We start from the raw sequence: 16,975 nt of genomic DNA, 5'->3' as shown, positions 1-16,975 counted from the left end.
TGGAAACAAGCTCAAGCCCAATTCAAGAAAAGATGCATTCATGAAACGTGTTTATCTGGATCATAATGCGACTGCTCCACTAAGACCCGAGGCAAGGGCGGCGATGATTCAAGCAATGGATTTTGTTGGAAACCCATCATCCGTCCATGCGGAAGGAAGAGCTGCGAAATCCTTGGTGGAAAAAGCCAGGGCACAGATTGCTAATGCTTTTGGCGCCGATGGAGCTGACGTTGTTTTCACTTCCGGGGCAACTGAAGCGGCCGCCTTGGCGTTGCAAGGGCGGCAACTGCAAAGTGCTGCAATTGAACATGACGCGGTAAGGGCATGGACTGATGAGGTTTTACCCGTTTCCACCAGCGGTATCGTGACAATTGACGATCCCATAAATTCCACATTGCAGTTGGCAAATTCCGAAACAGGAATTGTTCAGAATTTACCTAACGGGCTTGCCGTTACAGATGCGACCCAGGCATTTGGCAAGTTGCCGATCGCCTTCAACTGGTTGGGCGCGCAAATTGCACTGATTTCCGCGCATAAGCTTGGCGGTCCTAAAGGAATTGGTGCAATCGTGATGAAACGCGGCACAGACCTTGCCCCACAAATAAAGGGCGGCGGGCAAGAAATGGGCCGTCGATCTGGAACCGAAAACGTTGTGGGGATTGCCGGATTCGGCGCCGCGGCCGAGGCATCGGCACGAGATTTGGCAAATGGTGTATGGCAAAGGGTTGCAGAATTTAGAAATATTCTAGAAAAGGCCCTTGAGGCCGGGTCACAAGCGACTATTTTTGTCGGGAAAGATCAGGATCGTCTGCCGAACACATCGTGTTTTGCCACACCCGGATGGAAAGGCGAAACGCAGGTTATGCAGATGGATTTGTCGGGGTTCGCGATTAGCGCAGGCTCGGCGTGTTCAAGTGGTAAGGTCTGCGCCAGTGCGGTGTTGACTGCAATGGGTTTTGACGAGGGGATTGCAGCCAGCGCGATTCGCGTGTCGCTGGGCCCTGAGACGACCGAAGAAAATGTGCTTCGTTTCGCGGAAACGTGGCTGGAAAAAGAGAAAAAGCATCGCGCGCGAGCCGCGTGATCTGACGGAGGGTATCTAATGGCCGCATTGGACCAGACCCAGGTAAAAGAGGGTGTCGATCAGGAAACCGTTGACGCGGTTCGCGAAGTCGGCACCTATAAGTATGGCTGGGACACTGATATCGAAATGGAATATGCGCCCAAGGGCGTGAACCCAGATATAGTCCGGCTGATTTCCGAGAAAAATGAAGAACCTGAATGGATGACCGAATGGCGTTTGGCAGCGTTTGAACGTTGGACCAAAATCGATGAGCCGACTTGGGCAATGGTGCACTACCCAAAAATCGATTTCCAGGATCAGTATTACTATGCCCGGCCGAAGTCGATGGAAGTGAAGCCGAAGTCACTGGATGAGGTTGACCCAAAACTTCTGGCCACTTACGAAAAGCTTGGTATCCCTCTGAAAGAACAGATGATTTTGGCCGGCGTGGAAGGGGCTGAAAACATGCCCGCCGAAGGGCGTAAGGTAGCCGTTGATGCAGTGTTTGACTCGGTCTCAGTTGGCACGACCTTCCAAGAAGAGCTGAAAAAGGCGGGCGTCATCTTTTGCTCTATATCTGAGGCGATTAAGGAACACCCGGATTTGGTCAAAAAGTACTTGGGTACGGTAGTCCCGGTATCTGACAACTTCTATGCAACGCTGAACTCAGCGGTGTTTTCGGATGGGTCGTTCGTATACGTTCCGCCGGGCGTTCGCTGTCCGATGGAGCTGAGCACTTATTTCCGCATAAATGCAGAAAATACAGGTCAATTCGAACGCACGTTGATCATTGCTGATAAAGGCTCTTACGTTTCTTATCTTGAGGGATGCACGGCTCCGCAGCGTGATACAGCGCAGTTGCACGCAGCTGTGGTAGAGATCATCGTCGAAGAAGACGCCGAGGTTAAGTACTCGACCGTTCAGAACTGGTTCCCGGGCGACGAGAACGGCAAAGGTGGCATCTATAACTTTGTGACCAAACGGGCCGATTGCCGGGGTGACAGGTCCAAGGTGATGTGGACGCAAGTTGAAACAGGTTCTGCTGTTACCTGGAAGTACCCTTCTTGCATCCTGCGCGGCGATGACAGCCAGGGTGAGTTCTACTCGATCGCCATCACCAACAACATGCAGCAGGCCGATACCGGCACCAAGATGGTGCATCTGGGCAAGAATACAAAGTCGCGGATTGTTTCCAAAGGCATCAGCGCTGGCAAGGCTCAGAATACCTATCGCGGACTTGTTTCGATGCACCCTAAGGCCAAGAATTCACGGAATTACACGCAGTGCGACAGCCTGTTGATCGGCGACAAATGTGGTGCGCACACAGTGCCTTACATCGAAGTGCGTAACAATTCATCGCGTGTTGAACATGAAGCCACAACGTCCAAGGTCGACGACGATCAGCTTTTTTATTGCCGTCAGCGTGGCATGGACGAAGAAGAGGCTGTGGCACTTGTTGTGAATGGCTTTTGCAAGGATGTACTGCAGGCGTTGCCGATGGAATTTGCAATGGAAGCGCAACAACTGGTTGCAATTAGCCTCGAAGGTTCAGTGGGTTAACGCCTCACTTGCCGATACCAATATATCGGGGCCGTGTGGCCCCTGGCGATACTCAAAAAGGGCAAAAAATGCTGGAAATCAACAACCTGCACGTCAAACTTGAGGAAGAGGAAAAAGAAATCCTCAAAGGTGTCGATCTGAAAGTCGAGGCCGGGAAAGTTCATGCGATTATGGGCCCGAATGGCTCGGGCAAATCCACACTCAGCTACGTTCTGTCAGGTAGGGACGGATATGAGGTGACGCAGGGCTCGGCCACCTTGGACGGTAATGATTTGCTGGAATTGGAGCCAGAAGAGCGTGCAGCAGCAGGCCTGTTTCTGGCGTTTCAATACCCGGTTGAAATTCCTGGTGTAGGCAACATGACTTTCCTGCGCACCGCCGTGAACGCCCAACGAAAAGCGCGGGGTGAAGAGGAGTTGTCGGCAGCGGAGTTTCTGAAAGACATCCGGGCAAAAGCAAAAGCATTAAAGATTGATGCTGATATGCTCAAACGCCCTGTCAACGTCGGATTTTCGGGAGGCGAGAAAAAGCGCAACGAAATCCTTCAGATGGCAATGCTGGAACCGAAGATGTGCATTCTTGACGAAACGGATTCAGGTCTCGACGTCGATGCAATGAAACTGGTTTCTGAAGGAGTGAACGCATTGCGTGATGAAGGGCGCAGCTTTTTGGTGATCACGCACTACCAACGCCTGTTGGATCACATCAAACCCGATGTGGTGCATATCATGGCCGATGGCCAGATCGTTAAATCTGGTGGCCCGGAACTGGCGCTGGAAGTTGAGCACAATGGCTATGGCGACATTTTGGCAGAGGTGAACTGATGGCTTTGCCACAACCAAATCAGACTGCAACGGAAGAGCGGCTGACATCGCTGACGATGCCTGACGCCGGTTGTACCCGCAAAGCGCGCGAGGCCGCTTTGTCCCGCGTGCGGGAAATGGGATTGCCTGGCCGTCGGGATGAGTACTGGAAATACACGCGACCAGATACTTTGGTTTCTGCAGAAGCGCCGCCAGCTGCGGTGTTTCACAATGACGAACCCATGCTGTTCAGTGAGTTCGATAGGCTGAAGATCGTTTTCGTTGACGGTGTTTTCAGCCCTGATGCATCGGATGAACTGGAATTAGAAGGCGTCAAGATCGATCGGCTGGAAGATATCTGCTGCAAAGATATCCATTGGGCAAAGGAGTTATACGGCGTACTTGAAGCAAGGGGTCAAAAACCTGTACAGCGTCCTTTGGCTGCGTTGAATACAGCATTTGCAACCGACGGCGTGGCTATCCATGTAACAGGTAAGCCTTCGAAACCGATCAGCCTGATCTACAGGCACGAGTCTGAAACCTCAGATGCCATTCTGCACCACATTGTGCGGGTAGAAACTGATGCTGAGGTAACAATTCTTGAGAACGGGCCCGCCGCCTCGCGTTTCAATAAATGCATGGAGATTGACATCGCCGATGGTGGGACGCTGCATCATATCCGCGCACAGGGCCGTGACCATCAGCGCCGGGCCGCGACGCACATGTTCACTCGCATGGGGAGTGAAGCGGTCTACAAGTCATTTACACTAACCGTAAACGGCGTTTTGACCCGCAATGAACAAGTTGTCGAACTGACCGGAGATGATGCAGTTGCTCATGTTTCGGGCGCCTGTGTTGGCGACGGAGATTTTCATCACGATGACACAGTCTTTATCACTCACGACGCGGTGAATTGCGAAAGCAGGCAAGTTTTCAAGAAAGTGCTTCGCAACGGCGCCACCGGCGTTTTTCAAGGTAAGATTCTGGTCAAAGAAGGCGCACAGAAAACAGATGGCTATCAAATCAGCCAATCGCTTCTGTTAGACGATGACAGTCAATTCCTTGCTAAACCTGAGTTGGAGATTTACGCCGACGACGTCGCTTGTTCGCATGGTTCAACTTCGGGCGCAATCGATGAAACCGCTCTTTTCTACCTGCGGTCACGCGGAGTACCGACCGAAGATGCCACTGATATGTTGACACTTGCGTTCCTCGCCGAAGCGGTCGAGGAGATCGAGGATGAAGATCTGGCTGACGTTATAGTGTCACGGTTGAAAGATTGGCTGGCGCGTCGCCGCTGATGCCAGTTACGCGGGATATCGTGGCCATGTATCGCGGTCCGGGTCGCGTCGTGCGTCGTCTTTTAGACATGGGTCCGCGCGAGGACAGGGCGCTAGCAATCGCCATGATAGCCTGCGCGATCGTTTTTGTGGCCGACACGCCACGTCTTGCGCGCGAAGCTCATATTTCCGGCCAAGAACTGAATGCGTTGTTGGCAGGCAGTCTGTTCGCTTGGGTGATTTGTATGCCGCTGGTTCTGTATTTCCTGGCTGGGCTTACGCATATTGTGGCACGAATATTCGGGGGCAGTGGGAATTGGTTCGGCGCGCGGTTGTCGTTGTTCTGGGCGCTGCTTGCTTCTTCTCCTTTGATTTTGCTGAACGGCCTGGTTGCCGGTTTTATTGGCCCGGGTCCCACGCAAACTATGACGGGCCTAGTGTGGTTTGGCGTGTTTATGTGGTTTTGGATATCTGGACTTATCCGGGCAGAAGGTAGTTCCGCATGACTGGTATTTCCTTGCGTGCGTTGGTGATGACCACAGTAACGAACCCTGCCGAGGCTGCTCGTCAGCTTTTGGCACTAAAACTCAATCGTGAAACACTGTGGCTCGGGCTCGCACTTGCTATTGTGCTGAACAGCTTGGTGCATGTCGTTTCGAACATGCTTGCTCCGCTGCAGGACCCCGATCTGCAAGTCCTGGCTGGATCATTAGTGCTTTATGTCGTGCTTGCTGGTGGCAGCCTGTTACTTAGTATCGCGGCAGTTTTTCAGGTTGGTCGCTTGTTGGGCGGAACAGGGTCATTTGAAGACGTAATGATCCTTATGGTTTGGATGCAATTCTTCAGGGTATTGGTTCAGGTATTCAGCTTGATCCTTATGTTGATTATGCCGGGCCTTTTCGCAGTTTTGGCATTCGCAGCCGCGCTATTAATGCTGTACGTCGTCGTGCATTTCATTGATCAGGCGCATCGCTTTGGATCGCCGCTCAAAGCGTTGGGTGTTTTGGTTCTATCTGCGCTTGCAATTGCTGTAATTGTAATCGTTCTGCTGTCCCTTGTTGGGGGGCCAATGTTGGGAACTCCGGCTTATGTATGATGTTCAAAAAGTTCGAACCGATTTTCCAATTCTGTCTCGAGAGGTGAACGGTAAGCCGTTGACATATCTCGATAACGGAGCATCAGCTCAGAAGCCTCAGGTGGTTATTGACGCAATTACACAGGCTTACTCATACGAATATTCAAACGTACACCGTGGTCTGCACTATCTGTCGAATTTGGCCACTGAAAAATATGAGTCCGTTCGCGGAACAATTGCCCGTTTTCTTGGGGTCAGGGATGAGAATGAAATCGTTCTGAACTCTGGCACGACGGAAGGGATCAACTTGGTTGCCTATGGTTGGGCGATGCCCAGACTTCAAGCTGGTGACGAAATCGTTTTGAGCGTTATGGAGCACCACGCGAATATCGTGCCTTGGCATTTTCTGCGTGAAAGACAAGGCGTTGTGCTGAAGTGGGTCGATGTTGACGCCAATGGGTATCTCGATCCGCAGGCAGTGATTGATGCGATAGGACCGCGGACCAAGCTTGTCGCGGTAACTCACTGTTCGAACGTTTTGGGAACAGTTGTAGATGTCAAAGCGGTCACGCAAGGAGCGCACGCCAAGGGAGTTCCCGTTTTGGTAGATGGCAGCCAAGGCGCGGTTCACATGCCAGTCGACTTGCCGGATATCGGATGTGATTTCTATGCTATTACCGGACATAAACTTTATGGGCCGTCGGGATCTGGAGCGATCTACATTAAGTCTGAACGCATGGCCGAAATGCGACCCTTTATCGGCGGCGGAGACATGATCAAGGAGGTTTCCAAGGATCAAGTTGTCTACAATGATCCTCCAATGAAGTTTGAAGCCGGAACACCTGGGATCGTTCAGACGATTGGTCTAGGTGCCGCCCTGGATTACATGATGGATCTTGGGATGGATGCCATCGCGTCCCACGAAGCTGGGTTGCGCGATTATGCTATGAAGCGATTGACTGGTTTGAATTGGTTACAGGTTCAGGGCTCTACTCCGACAAAGGCTGCAATCTTTAGCTTTACTCTGGATGGGGCAGGGCACGCGCATGACGTTTCGACAATACTGGACAAAAAAGGTGTCGCGGTTCGCGCCGGTCACCATTGTGCTGGACCGCTAATGGATTTCTTGGGGGTGACCGCGACCTGCCGGGCGAGTTTTGGTCTTTACAACACGACGGAAGAAGTTGACACGCTTATAGATGCCCTTGAACTTGCGCATGATCTTTTTGCTTGATCCGTGTTGGATACCAAGCGATTGCACGCGTATTTTCAGTTGCACCCCGCTGGGAAGAACGATACCTAACCACCAAGGCACCTGTAGCTCAGCTGGATAGAGCGCTGCCCTCCGAAGGCAGAGGCCAGAGGTTCGAATCCTCTCAGGTGCGCCAGATAAACCAATTAACATATTGAATTTAAATTAAAAAGCAACCATCCACAAAGTGCATTCCCACTATAATTCCCACTTGGGAAGTCGGAACCCCTCGGTACACCCCGGAAAATTCTTAGCTAAAGAGTGCGCAACACCAATTGTTCAAACACATAAATTTTGAATATTTTTGAATGTCGTTCCGTCATGGTGCGACATGGCGACATGTGCGACACCAGCTTTCAATTCCTGCAGTAAGTTTAGTTTTCTTAATACAACCGGTGAACCTAAGTTCACTAAAACCGAGCGATAGGTCTGTAGGTGTCCGCTTTGGGCTCAACGCGGTCATCTGAGTGGTTCCGTAAGATGTCCGCTTTACTGCCTTAAGCGGTCAAACGCGGCGTGCGACACGGCGACATGTGCGACATCAGTGATCGTCTCAATTATGTATTAAGCCTAGTAGTCCAATACGTTCGAGTGCGCGCCTTGTTGCGTTGCCAACAAGATCAGCAAGGCCTTCGTCCTTATCTACAACCATTTCAACTAGGAAAGATCGCTAGCCAGCAGAGTCACTTTCAAGCTGACACGCGCCGCTGCTCTTACCGAGTGGCGCGAACTTGGCGCGGGATAAGGGACAGCGTCACTGGCCTGACAGAGACGAGTTCGAATTCGTCTGACAGCACCGCTTGTCGCTGGTTTCCTCAGCTTGCCACATGAGCTATCAAACAACATAGTCCCGTCGTAGGACTACCATCTTGCCACTCGCCATAAATGGAAGTGGTTCAGTCGGATAAGACTCCCGAGGAGGGCCACTAGCGTATGAAAAATGTCATCAGAATTGGCGTTTTATCTCAACCAGAGCTTCCGAAGCAGCTTGAGCCCATGATTAAAGCCATATTTCGGGAGCAGTTCAGAAAATTACTCTCAATCGTCGGGCCAAAAAACATAGCTTTGGTCAGTTCAGTCGAGTGTAAGGTTCGTGAATTAGCTTGTATCTCTGCTGTTGAGGAGGGTTTGAATCTCGAACTTGAGCCGTTTGAAACACCTGGAGAGGGTGGTGAGGAGGAGGCCGAAATTATGGCCAAGATACACGCTGTTCTGGAAAAGCAGCCAAGGACAACTGAATTAGAAGAGCGCATTCCGGAGATGGCGCTGACTAAATTTTGTGACATAATGTTTCTTGTTTTTGAGAAATCAGCCCCGGATCAGTCGTCCAGATTGGAAGAGTTAAATAGACTCTTTTTTGCGAATAAAGCGAAGGATACAAGATTGGAGAAACTAATAATCGATGTGAATTGCCCTAAGCGTTGGAGCGCCGAGGCTGATGGCGAGGTCTACTTCGATTATGTCACGCGAGCATCAGGGCAGCTTGGTTTATCCTCTGAAGTTGAGATTCCAAATCGATTGATAAAGGAATGGAAAGATACAGTTTCCGCTACGCCTCACTAGGAAAACTACATACAATCCGAAAAAGGCTATGAGAGTGGTCGCTTCAGCGCTACATGATTGCCAACGCCTAATAATTTGACCGGATCTCAACGCAGGTCTCTGTGTCAGTTCTGTACATCCCGCAGTCAAGGTCTTTCCAATCCGAGATAAGCACGGCGGACTCAGGCAGGTAGTCTGTCCAGGCGTCACCAGGGAGTTCCTCGGTTTGGCTGATGATGTCGAACTGCCCATCGGCCTGGATTTCGCCAATCAGAACAGGCTAGGAAAGGTGGTGGTTCGGCAGCATTACGGCTGTTCCGCCTGTCAGGTTCGGAAACTCCTGCCCGTACATAGCTGTCCGCACAGCATCCACATCAGTGGTGCCAGCAACAGTTACGGCATTGATCCACATATTGAATCCAATGTAGTGCGCCTCCATCGGATCGTTGGTCACGCGTTCTTCGCCCATGCGCTCTTTCCACGCAGCTACCCAGGCTTCGTTGGCTTCGGTGTCGGCAGACTGGAAGTAGTTCCAAGCCGCAAGGTGACCGACCAGGTTCGACGTGTCGAGGCCAGAGAGCTCTTCTTCGCCAACGGAGAAGGCAACTACTGGAATGTCGTAGGCAGAAACACCTGCAGCCGCCAGCTCTTTGTAAAAGCCCACATTGGCGTCCCCGTTGATCGTCGAGATTACACCGACTTTCTTGCCGTCGGCGCCCAAGGCATCGACATCGGCAACAATCTTGGACCAGTCGGAGTGGCCGAAGGGCGTGTAGTTCACGAAGATATCGTCAGCGGGGCCTTGTTGCATAAATCAGGTTCTGAGCGGAGTTCCCCTTTCCCCGGACGGACTTATCCTACGGCCACTGTGACGGGTATGCCGAGCGCGGTATAGCCGTTCAGCACGGCGATGCGGACTTGCAGCTCCGCGACCTGGCGGTCGAAGTCTCGAGCCATCAGTGACTGACCAAGCAGCTTGATGCAGTTCATCTTGCTTTCGACCCTGCTACGGCGGTGATACCCGCTCCATCGTCGCCAAATGGCTCGGCCCCGGTACTTCGAAGCGCGCAGGGCTTCATTGCGTGCGACGGCACCTGGGCTCGTCGGCTTCCAGGGTTTGGCGTTCTTGCGTGATGGGATGACCGCAGTGGCACCGCGGGTGGCAATTGCTTCATGGCATTTGCGCGTGTCGTAGGCACCATCGGCAGTCACAGAACCGATCTGCTCATCAGCCATAATCTGATCCAGAAGCTCGGGCAGGATGGGCGCATCGCCGATGTTGCTGCCGGTGACTTCGACAGCCCGGACTTCTAGCGTTTCTTCGTCAATTCCGATGTGTATCTTGCGCCAGATACGCCGTTTGGAGCCACCGTGTTTGCGGGCATTCCACTCGCCTTCGCCCTCGGCCTTGATATAGTTGTTCACGCAGTCCGGCCTTTGGCTATGCTCAGGGAATTCTGGAATAAGCATGCAGTGTTTTTAGTTGATGTGCGAAATTGCGTCATTGAGCAGCTGAATTCGTTCAACAGGAAACGACTTGCTGCAAATTATGTGTCGGGTGTTGCCAGGTGGAATATCTGGAAAATTTCTTTGGAGCAAACTCTCCGATCCTTTCAACTGATTGATTAAGTAGCTATATTCCTCGGGAGGCATAAGTGTAAAATCTTCGAAACCGTTGATGATCCTTTTGAGGTTGCGAAGTGAGTCAGTCGCGACTTGTCTAACGATGTCTTGGGATTTTTGAATCTTTTGGTCAATCTCCGAACCAAAGGAAAAGCCGATTGGAGCTAACATCTCCACTTTCTCCTGTGAGATCAGTTCCTCAAAAGTTGCTACCCAAATTTGTGGATTGTCACTCCTTCCAACTACGATTAAAGGCTGGTCTTGATAGATTGGAGACGTAAAGCGCGCGTATTCTTCGCGTTCTTCAGTTTGGAACCAGCCAGCGGCACATATCGGGTGCTCGTCCGACCGAATTACCTCCAAGTGGGTGTGAAATAAAGCCGTGGTCCAGGAAAACGGTATCCCGGCATCTTGGAAAGCTTGCTGTATAGGGGTTGCAACAAGACCTGAAAAGGTTCCGTCATCCTGTCTTTCATAGTAAGGCGGGCGATCGTAAATTAGAACCGGTACTGGCTCTTCAGCGCTTAATGCATTGGGAAGAATAGCAAAAAATCCTACTATAAGTTTACTCGTCACTCTTCTTCGCACACCAGTAGACGTACTTGATATCATGATTCTGTAGCGAAAAATTTTTCGTTGGTTGCTTTCATCGGATCACCTCCTTCAGTGTGGCTAATATCTGGCAAACATATACTGGTTCAGACGCCTAGCCCCCTGTTTATGGGTACTAACTCCGTCGAGCAATCGTGTTTGCAATAATCGAGAGAAGAAGGCCAAGAGTAAAATATCCCAAAACCACTTCGCTAATGACCAGAATTTCCCCGTATACGTTCTCAGCTGTTACGTCGCCATATCCCAGTGTAGTGTATGTAACCAGCGAAACGTAGAAGGGCGTAAACCAGCTTTGTGCCGAGTTTGAGTAGTCCAGCATACCCCACTCTAACCACATATCAAACGAATAAATAATCCCGTACAGTGTCGCTAGAAATAGTGCGTAAACTCCAACTTTTAGTAAGCTGCGGCCGTGGTCAAAAAGACCCCATGCTTTGAACAATGCCAGTTCGACGGACTTGGCAAATCCCTTAGGCATCTTTGAAATAGAAGCTTCCAGGGTATCTATGTAATCTTGATCTCTGGCGTCTCGTACAAAGAGTGCGTTGCCGTAAACCGAGTCAAGGCCGCGGATCCCGAGATAGCATCCGCTCATATCTCTAAGGCTTCCATAGACCACGCCGGTCACATTGGCCCCTTCAACTCGAGCTGTGCAGAGTGACGCGCAAGAGATATTTGCATTTTCTAGACAGGTATCTCGAAGGTCGGCATTTGCTAGGTTTGCATTACTAAGGTCCGCACCAGTGAGATCCGCCCCCACAAGATTTGCGCCACGCAAGTCTGCGCCAGAAAGATCAGCTTGCGTCAAGTCGGCGCCCTCAAGGTTCGCAGCTGTCAAGGTGGCTGCGGTAAGTTTCGCCTTGTAAAGTCCAGCGCGTGAAAGATCCGCCCCTGAAAGCTCCGCGCGATCCATCTTTGCGTGCTTTAAGTTTGCAGATGACAGTCTGGCTTCGAAGAGGTCTGTGCCGGTGAGGTCAAATCCTGAAAGGTTGCGTTCCGCTAGGTCCGCCTCGGAAAGGTCGGCCCCGGCGAAGACGGCAGAAATATGATGGTGACTTGAGAGGAAAAGCTCCCAGTTCGTTACTTCACCTTTAAGTGCCTGTAATGCCTCATCAAGCCCAGGAGCCTGTTTGCCAGCCATTTCTTTCAAATCAAGAATCCCTTACGCTCTATCGATGAATCAGTGAGAGTATTTCTTCCAATACGCCCTCCACATCTCCGCCAGACTTTTGCACGACATCGCTAACACTAGTCTGTAGGCGTTTGTGGTCTTCGGTGTTCAGTTCCATCGCTGTAACAATAATTATTGGGCAATTGGCTGAGGGGTGTTCGCTTGATCTGAGGCGCTCGAGAAACTCAAAACCGTCCATGACCGGCATCATAAGATCAAGCAGAATAAGTTCGAATTCATGTTTTTCTGTTTTTCCAAGCGCTATTTTGCCATTCTCCGCTTCATCGACTTTCCAGCCGTCGCCTTGAAGTGTGCGCACCATGGTTTCGCGGGCAGCCGGATCGTCTTCAACGACAAGTGCTGTCTTTTGACCTTTCGACGCATACTTTTTGACAAGCCCCGACAGCTTGCCTCGGTCAACAGGTTTTTGAAGGGATTCAACGGCACCAAGTGAATAGCTCATGGCCTTGTCTCCAACCATCGAAATCATGACTACCGGAATATCCTTGAGATTGTTGTCAGCCTTCAGCTTACGAAGTACTGTCCAGCCGTCCATTCCAGGCATCATGACGTCGAGTGTAATGAGAGAAGGGTGGTACTTCGCCGCAAGTTCAAGGCCTTCGCCGCCACTCTTGGCTAAAAGAACTGTACACCCCTCTGCTTCCAGGCGTTTCTTGAGCAGTCCTCGAGCAGATGCCTCATCATCAATGACAAGGACCGTGTTCAGAGATGACGCCTCTTCAATTGGTTGATTTGAGGAGGTTTTTGTGTCCGGGTCCGATGAATAATGCTCGGGCGTTGCATCCGAAATGCTCGCCTCCTCTTCAAGACCTGCATGCTTCTTTTTGGCTTTCTTCGGCAGCGTGACGATAAAACTCGAACCCTTTCCAACAGTACTTTCGACACGGATGCTGCCACCCATCATTTCGCAGAATCTTTTCACGAGCGCGAGCCCCAGGCCGGTTCCGCCATAGTCACGTGTGGTAGATTCATCCGCCTGAGAAAACTCCGAGAAGATATGCTCAATTTTGTCCTCAGGAATGCCGATACCTGTATCGACAACAGCAAACCGAATTGCAGGCTCATTCGATATGGAGGCCGCGTTTGCGGTAAGAGTAATCTTTCCTTCCTTTGTGAACTTCGCTGCGTTGGAGATCAGATTGAAGAGAATCTGACGAATTTTCGTTACATCGCCGTGCATGGTGTCTAAATCCTGATCGATATCCAGAATGAGTTCATTGGCATTCTTTTCGATAAGGCTGAGTGCTGTACTGGCAACGTCTTCGGCAATGTCCTTGACGGCGATGTCTTCAAGGAAAAGCTCCATTTTTCCAGCTTCGATCTTGGAGAGGTCGAGAACGTCGTTGATCAGGGACAATAGATGCTTGCCAGCGTTGGTGATCTTGTTCAGATCGCCGAGCATCTCTTCCAGCCCGTCATCTTCAGCATCCTCAGCCAACATCTCTGAGTATCCAATGATCGCATTCATCGGTGTGCGAAGTTCATGGCTCATATTTGCGAGGAACGCGCTCTTGGCTTCATTGGCTCGTTCGGCTTGCTCGCGCGCCTCCTCGGCTTGCCGTTCCAGTTCAAGGCGTTCAGTTATGTCCTCAACAAGCCCGATATAGAAGATTTCATCTCCGACTTGAACTTCTTCAACCCGCGCTTCCAGTTTAAATACCGACCCATCTTTTCGAACGGCGTTGACGATCCGACTTTGACCAACGATCTTTGACGACGCGCCATGAATACGGCGTTCGAGATAAAGGTCGTGCTCAACGGCCACGTGTGTTTCCATCAGGATCTTGATGTTCTTTCCAATGACGTCCGACGCGTAGTAACCAAATATCTGCTCAGCAGCCGAGCTGAATGTCTCAATGGTCCCTTTTCTGTTGATCGAAACGATACCAATGGGACTGGCTTCAATAATCTTCGATATTCTCTGCTCACTGAACGCGAGATCGCTTTGTATCTTCTTCAGGTTTTCATTCTGCGTGAGGAGCTCGGCCTCATTGCGCTTAATTGTGGTGATATCCGTGACGACCCCGACCAGTCCTCCGCCACTGATTGGCGTCGTCCTGATTTCAATCGTTCGACCTGCCGCGGTACTTAGTACAATGTTCGACGAGTGACCCTCGGCGAGAGCTTCCAACCGTGTACGAATTAGCTGTTCAGTATCTCCGGGCCCGTAGTCACCGTTTTCAGCGTGCCAACGAATGACCTCCTCTTCAGGCTGTCCTGGTTCGACCAGACGTGGCGGTAGAGCAAACATTTCGGTGTAACGCTCATTTGCCAGGACATAATTCATGTCGGCATCGAGCATGTAGATGCCGTTCGACATGTTCGACAACGCAAGCTGAAGCTGAGCCGATGCTTCGTCTAGTTCGGTCGTCCGTGCAGCCACGGTTGTTTCCAAGTTCGACTTTTGGTTTTCAACTTCCTCAAGAGACTGAATGATCGATAGGCGTAACGCTTCGAAATTCTGCGCGAGGTCGCCGATCTCGTCGCTTGTCTGCGCCTCAATGGGCTCGTCCAATTCACCAGCAGTTAATCTCGCGGCGCTGCCAGACAGTAATCTAAGCGGTCGTGTAAGCGAAATTGAAAATAGATAGGAAGCATAGATTGCGATGGCCAGAACTATCGAGGCAACCAAGATCAATCGGTCAATCAGTTGGTCCGCATCGCGCAGGGCTTCTTCGCGATCAATCTCGCTCATAATGACCCAATCTAGTCCCGACAACTCAAGCGGACGATAAGAGGATAAGACCTCGATATTTCTGTAGTCGGGAAAGATTTCTGTTCCGGTTTTTCCTGCGAGAGCTGCCCGTGTTCCAATAGTGTCGACCTCTTGCAGGCCGACAGAACTGTTGGTGCGTTCAATCTGGTCTATGATCGAGCTCGAAAGGCCAACCTCTGCGATCAACTTCAGATACTCTTCGCGATCTTCGATCAGGAATCTTGACTGATTGCGCAAGAGCTTGTCACGGCCAACAAGATATGTTTCGCCAGATTCACCCAAACCAACATCGCTCCATGCCTCGTTGGAAGTCATGATCGCGTTGATCCCGCTGAGAGGAAGTTGTACGGCAAGCACCCCAATCGGTATTGGCCCATCGTAAACGGGCAGAGCGGCGAAAGCCGCCGGTGCATTGAATGAGGGGACATACGGTTCGAAATCGGCGAAGATGACTTGACCAGGTCTGGCAGCCATCGCTGCCAATACTGCTCGTGCGAGGTTCGTGTTTGAATGCGGTCCGTCGATTAGGCTCGTGCCAAAATCGATTTCTCGTTCAACGGAGTACACGATGCGGCCGTCATCAGGCTCGATCAGAAAGACGTCGTAAAAGCCGAATCCATTCTGAAATTCGTTTAATGGCTGATCCAATCTTGAAAATGCAGACCCAAAATATGTTTCAAACTGCGACTCATTCACAAGTCGTGGATCAACAATGTACTGGTTCTGAAGAAATGCCGCCAAGGGATCATTTGGCAACAAGCTATCAATGACCGCGTCGTCGGCGCGGGTTCCTGTTTCCGCCTCATACCGCCCATGAAAGTCCTCAAGATAGAATTGAATCAGATCGTCTTGATATTCTTGCGCTACAAGATCTTCGGATGTTTTCAGATAAACGATCCCGCGCCGAAGTTGTTGAAGATGATCTTTCAACGATGCGCTTTGCGAAAGAAACCTGAGCTCATTCTCGACTTGCGAAAAATAGCCTTCAATTTGCTGCGCCTTAAGTTCGCGGACGGCTGTCAGTCTTTCGAACGCCGCACGCTTCAGGGCTTCGTTTGACGAGTATCCAGCCAATACGGCCGCGATACAGACAGCAGCCATGGATATGACTATGCTGATCGCCGCCAGCTTGGTGCCGATCGTCAACCCCAGTCGTGGTGTTTGCCTTTCAGTCGTCATATCTGGGTTCCCTTCATTCGGCGGCCTCTTCATAAAGCAGGACGATTTCGTTCATCCTCGTGAGAAGTTCTTCTGCTCTTCCGTTGAGATACAGGATTTGTTCTACGGACCCGTCTTCTGTGATCCGTAGGGCCGTTGAGATACGCTGCCTTAGCGCCGCCCAGTCAACTTGAACTGAGTTGAGACGTTCAATGATCGGCTGTGATTTTGCACCTTGCAGCGCTCCGGGGGTTACCCGGTTCAGAATATTCAGCGATAGGCTGAACCTGTTCATGGTTCTGAAAAGTTCCTGGCGAGCGTCACCTGATATCGCGGAACTCCGCATCAGGCACGACAGCAAAACCAATCTTTGAGTGAACATGCGCTGTCGACCCGAGATATTGATGAGCATTGCCATCTGCGCGGATAGCTCTGCGCTTTTGTAGACCCTCTCGATCAGGTTGACCGCGGCATCCATTTCGGTAAGGGCAGGACCGTTGAGGTCCGAAATCGCCTGAAGATGCTCTTGCTCGACGCGTCGGCGCTCGATTGCATCACGGATGGTCTGACCATACGGGGCAAAGGCATTGTTCGCTCGTGTCAGCGCACTCAAAACCGAGGCATTGGTTTTCGGTTCAAGTCCGAGCTCTTCGTCTCCGTCCTTCAGCCCAGCTTCGGCTGTCTGATGAAGCGCCAGTGTCTCTGCAGCAGCCGCAAGAAGTGGGGCTGGATCGGGGTTCTGATAGGCAAGACAGACAAACTTTCCGGCTCGCTGGATCAGCATCCGCTGGCGGCCTGACAAGTTGATTCTGCGGGGCCCATCAGAATGCTCTGCTTGCGCGAGGAGATCCGTCGGATTTACAAAAAGCATCGAGGCAAAGATGCCCCCGCCCATTAGCATCGCTCGGCGTTTGAAGAGCTTCTGGGAAGACTCCATTCCACCATTTCCCGTTTTGTTGGCAGATTTCTTGTTCATGGCCGTGTTCCAACGGGCGTTGATATTGAAGCTTGCAGCTCGCTCTCCTGATGAATCCCAAGCTCAGCGATATTGAGCCCTGCGATCTCTTCCTCTTCGGTTACCCTGAATCGGAAAACCGCG

Annotated in this window: 12 protein-coding genes, 1 tRNA gene and 3 pseudogenes; 10 read left to right on the top strand and 6 right to left on the bottom strand. The window is 51.2% G+C overall.

The genetic code is table 11. The annotated features are described in order from the left end of the window. Nucleotides 1–40 precede the first annotated feature (40 nt). The 10 genes and pseudogenes from GOV45_RS21235 to GOV45_RS21195 all read left to right on the top strand — a co-directional run bounded on the left by GOV45_RS21235 (nucleotide 41) and on the right by GOV45_RS21195 (nucleotide 8,596). Nucleotides 41–1,084: a cysteine desulfurase family protein gene (locus GOV45_RS21235; protein WP_170481907.1), complete on the top strand. Its 1,044-nt coding sequence runs from the start codon at nucleotides 41–43 to the stop codon at nucleotides 1,082–1,084. An 18-nt stretch (nucleotides 1,085–1,102) separates the two neighbouring features. Then, the gene (sufB, locus tag GOV45_RS21230; protein ID WP_170481905.1) at nucleotides 1,103–2,623 is read left to right on the top strand and encodes a Fe-S cluster assembly protein SufB; all 1,521 of its coding nucleotides are present in this window, start codon (nucleotides 1,103–1,105) and stop codon (nucleotides 2,621–2,623) included. Nucleotides 2,624–2,691: 68 nt separating this feature from the next. Continuing rightward, the gene (gene sufC / locus GOV45_RS21225) at nucleotides 2,692–3,447 is read left to right on the top strand and encodes a Fe-S cluster assembly ATPase SufC (RefSeq protein WP_170481902.1); all 756 of its coding nucleotides are present in this window, start codon (nucleotides 2,692–2,694) and stop codon (nucleotides 3,445–3,447) included. Beyond that, nucleotides 3,447–4,727 (top strand): Fe-S cluster assembly protein SufD, encoded by a 1,281-nt coding sequence (gene sufD, locus GOV45_RS21220; RefSeq protein ID WP_170481899.1) that lies wholly within the window; start codon nucleotides 3,447–3,449, stop codon nucleotides 4,725–4,727. Before sufC ends, sufD begins: the two co-directional genes overlap by 1 nt. Beyond that, nucleotides 4,727–5,212, top strand: a complete 486-nt coding sequence (locus GOV45_RS21215; protein ID WP_170481897.1) for a YIP1 family protein — start codon at nucleotides 4,727–4,729, stop codon at nucleotides 5,210–5,212. Before sufD ends, GOV45_RS21215 begins: the two co-directional genes overlap by 1 nt. Then, nucleotides 5,209–5,802, top strand: a complete 594-nt coding sequence (locus tag GOV45_RS21210; RefSeq protein ID WP_170481893.1) for a YIP1 family protein — start codon at nucleotides 5,209–5,211, stop codon at nucleotides 5,800–5,802. Before GOV45_RS21215 ends, GOV45_RS21210 begins: the two co-directional genes overlap by 4 nt. After that, nucleotides 5,795–7,015: a cysteine desulfurase gene (locus GOV45_RS21205; RefSeq protein WP_170481891.1), complete on the top strand. Its 1,221-nt coding sequence runs from the start codon at nucleotides 5,795–5,797 to the stop codon at nucleotides 7,013–7,015. The genes GOV45_RS21210 and GOV45_RS21205 overlap by 8 nt, the downstream gene beginning before the upstream one ends. 77 nt (nucleotides 7,016–7,092) lie before the next feature. After that, nucleotides 7,093–7,169: transfer RNA gene (locus tag GOV45_RS21200), tRNA-Arg, on the top strand. Between the two features lie 504 nt (nucleotides 7,170–7,673). Continuing rightward, nucleotides 7,674–7,778, top strand: a pseudogene (locus tag GOV45_RS23395) (IS6 family transposase); the annotation flags it as partial. A 188-nt stretch (nucleotides 7,779–7,966) separates the two neighbouring features. Further along, entirely contained in the window at nucleotides 7,967–8,596 is a 630-nt protein-coding gene (locus tag GOV45_RS21195) for a hypothetical protein (protein WP_170481889.1), read from the top strand. Between the two features lie 67 nt (nucleotides 8,597–8,663). Here the strand turns inward: GOV45_RS21195 and GOV45_RS21190 are convergent. The 6 genes and pseudogenes from GOV45_RS21190 to GOV45_RS21165 form a co-directional block, all read right to left on the bottom strand. Beyond that, nucleotides 8,664–9,371, bottom strand: a pseudogene (locus GOV45_RS21190) (transporter substrate-binding protein); the annotation flags it as partial. 56 nt (nucleotides 9,372–9,427) lie between these two features. Next, nucleotides 9,428–9,988 (bottom strand): annotated as a pseudogene (locus tag GOV45_RS21185) (IS5 family transposase); the annotation flags it as partial. Nucleotides 9,989–10,054: 66 nt separating this feature from the next. Beyond that, nucleotides 10,055–10,774, bottom strand: coding sequence for a transporter substrate-binding domain-containing protein (locus tag GOV45_RS21180; protein ID WP_170481886.1), 720 nt, complete (start codon nucleotides 10,772–10,774; stop codon nucleotides 10,055–10,057). 151 nt (nucleotides 10,775–10,925) lie between these two features. Continuing rightward, on the bottom strand, nucleotides 10,926–11,951 hold the full coding sequence (locus GOV45_RS21175; protein ID WP_170481883.1) for a pentapeptide repeat-containing protein: 1,026 nt from the start codon (nucleotides 11,949–11,951) through the stop codon (nucleotides 10,926–10,928). A gap of 28 nt (nucleotides 11,952–11,979) precedes the next feature. Next, a complete protein-coding gene (locus GOV45_RS21170) occupies nucleotides 11,980–15,897 on the bottom strand; it encodes a response regulator (RefSeq protein ID WP_170481880.1) in 3,918 nt (1,305 codons plus the stop codon). Nucleotides 15,898–15,910: 13 nt separating this feature from the next. Next, the gene (locus GOV45_RS21165) at nucleotides 15,911–16,852 is read right to left on the bottom strand and encodes a type IV pili methyl-accepting chemotaxis transducer N-terminal domain-containing protein (protein WP_170481877.1); all 942 of its coding nucleotides are present in this window, start codon (nucleotides 16,850–16,852) and stop codon (nucleotides 15,911–15,913) included. Nucleotides 16,853–16,975: the final 123 nt, after the last annotated feature.

The organism is Ruegeria arenilitoris, assembly GCF_013035425.1.
Lineage (GTDB): Bacteria > Pseudomonadota > Alphaproteobacteria > Rhodobacterales > Rhodobacteraceae > Ruegeria > Ruegeria arenilitoris_A.
This window is presented reverse-complemented; position numbering and strand designations above follow the sequence as displayed.

Excerpts from the sequence above, each read along its gene's own strand:
- GOV45_RS21235 (WP_170481907.1), top strand. The coding sequence starts at position 41 with ATGAAACGTGTTTATCTGGATCATAATGCGACTGCTCCACTAAGACCC.
- sufB (WP_170481905.1), top strand. The coding sequence starts at position 1,103 with ATGGCCGCATTGGACCAGACCCAGGTAAAAGAGGGTGTCGATCAGGAA.
- sufC (WP_170481902.1), top strand. The coding sequence starts at position 2,692 with ATGCTGGAAATCAACAACCTGCACGTCAAACTTGAGGAAGAGGAAAAA.
- sufD (WP_170481899.1), top strand. The coding sequence starts at position 3,447 with ATGGCTTTGCCACAACCAAATCAGACTGCAACGGAAGAGCGGCTGACA.
- GOV45_RS21215 (WP_170481897.1), top strand. The coding sequence starts at position 4,727 with ATGCCAGTTACGCGGGATATCGTGGCCATGTATCGCGGTCCGGGTCGC.
- GOV45_RS21210 (WP_170481893.1), top strand. The coding sequence starts at position 5,209 with ATGACTGGTATTTCCTTGCGTGCGTTGGTGATGACCACAGTAACGAAC.
- GOV45_RS21205 (WP_170481891.1), top strand. The coding sequence starts at position 5,795 with ATGTATGATGTTCAAAAAGTTCGAACCGATTTTCCAATTCTGTCTCGA.
- GOV45_RS21195 (WP_170481889.1), top strand. The coding sequence starts at position 7,967 with ATGAAAAATGTCATCAGAATTGGCGTTTTATCTCAACCAGAGCTTCCG.
- GOV45_RS21175 (WP_170481883.1), bottom strand. The coding sequence starts at position 11,951 with ATGGCTGGCAAACAGGCTCCTGGGCTTGATGAGGCATTACAGGCACTT.
- GOV45_RS21170 (WP_170481880.1), bottom strand. The coding sequence starts at position 15,897 with ATGACGACTGAAAGGCAAACACCACGACTGGGGTTGACGATCGGCACC.
- GOV45_RS21165 (WP_170481877.1), bottom strand. The coding sequence starts at position 16,852 with ATGAACAAGAAATCTGCCAACAAAACGGGAAATGGTGGAATGGAGTCT.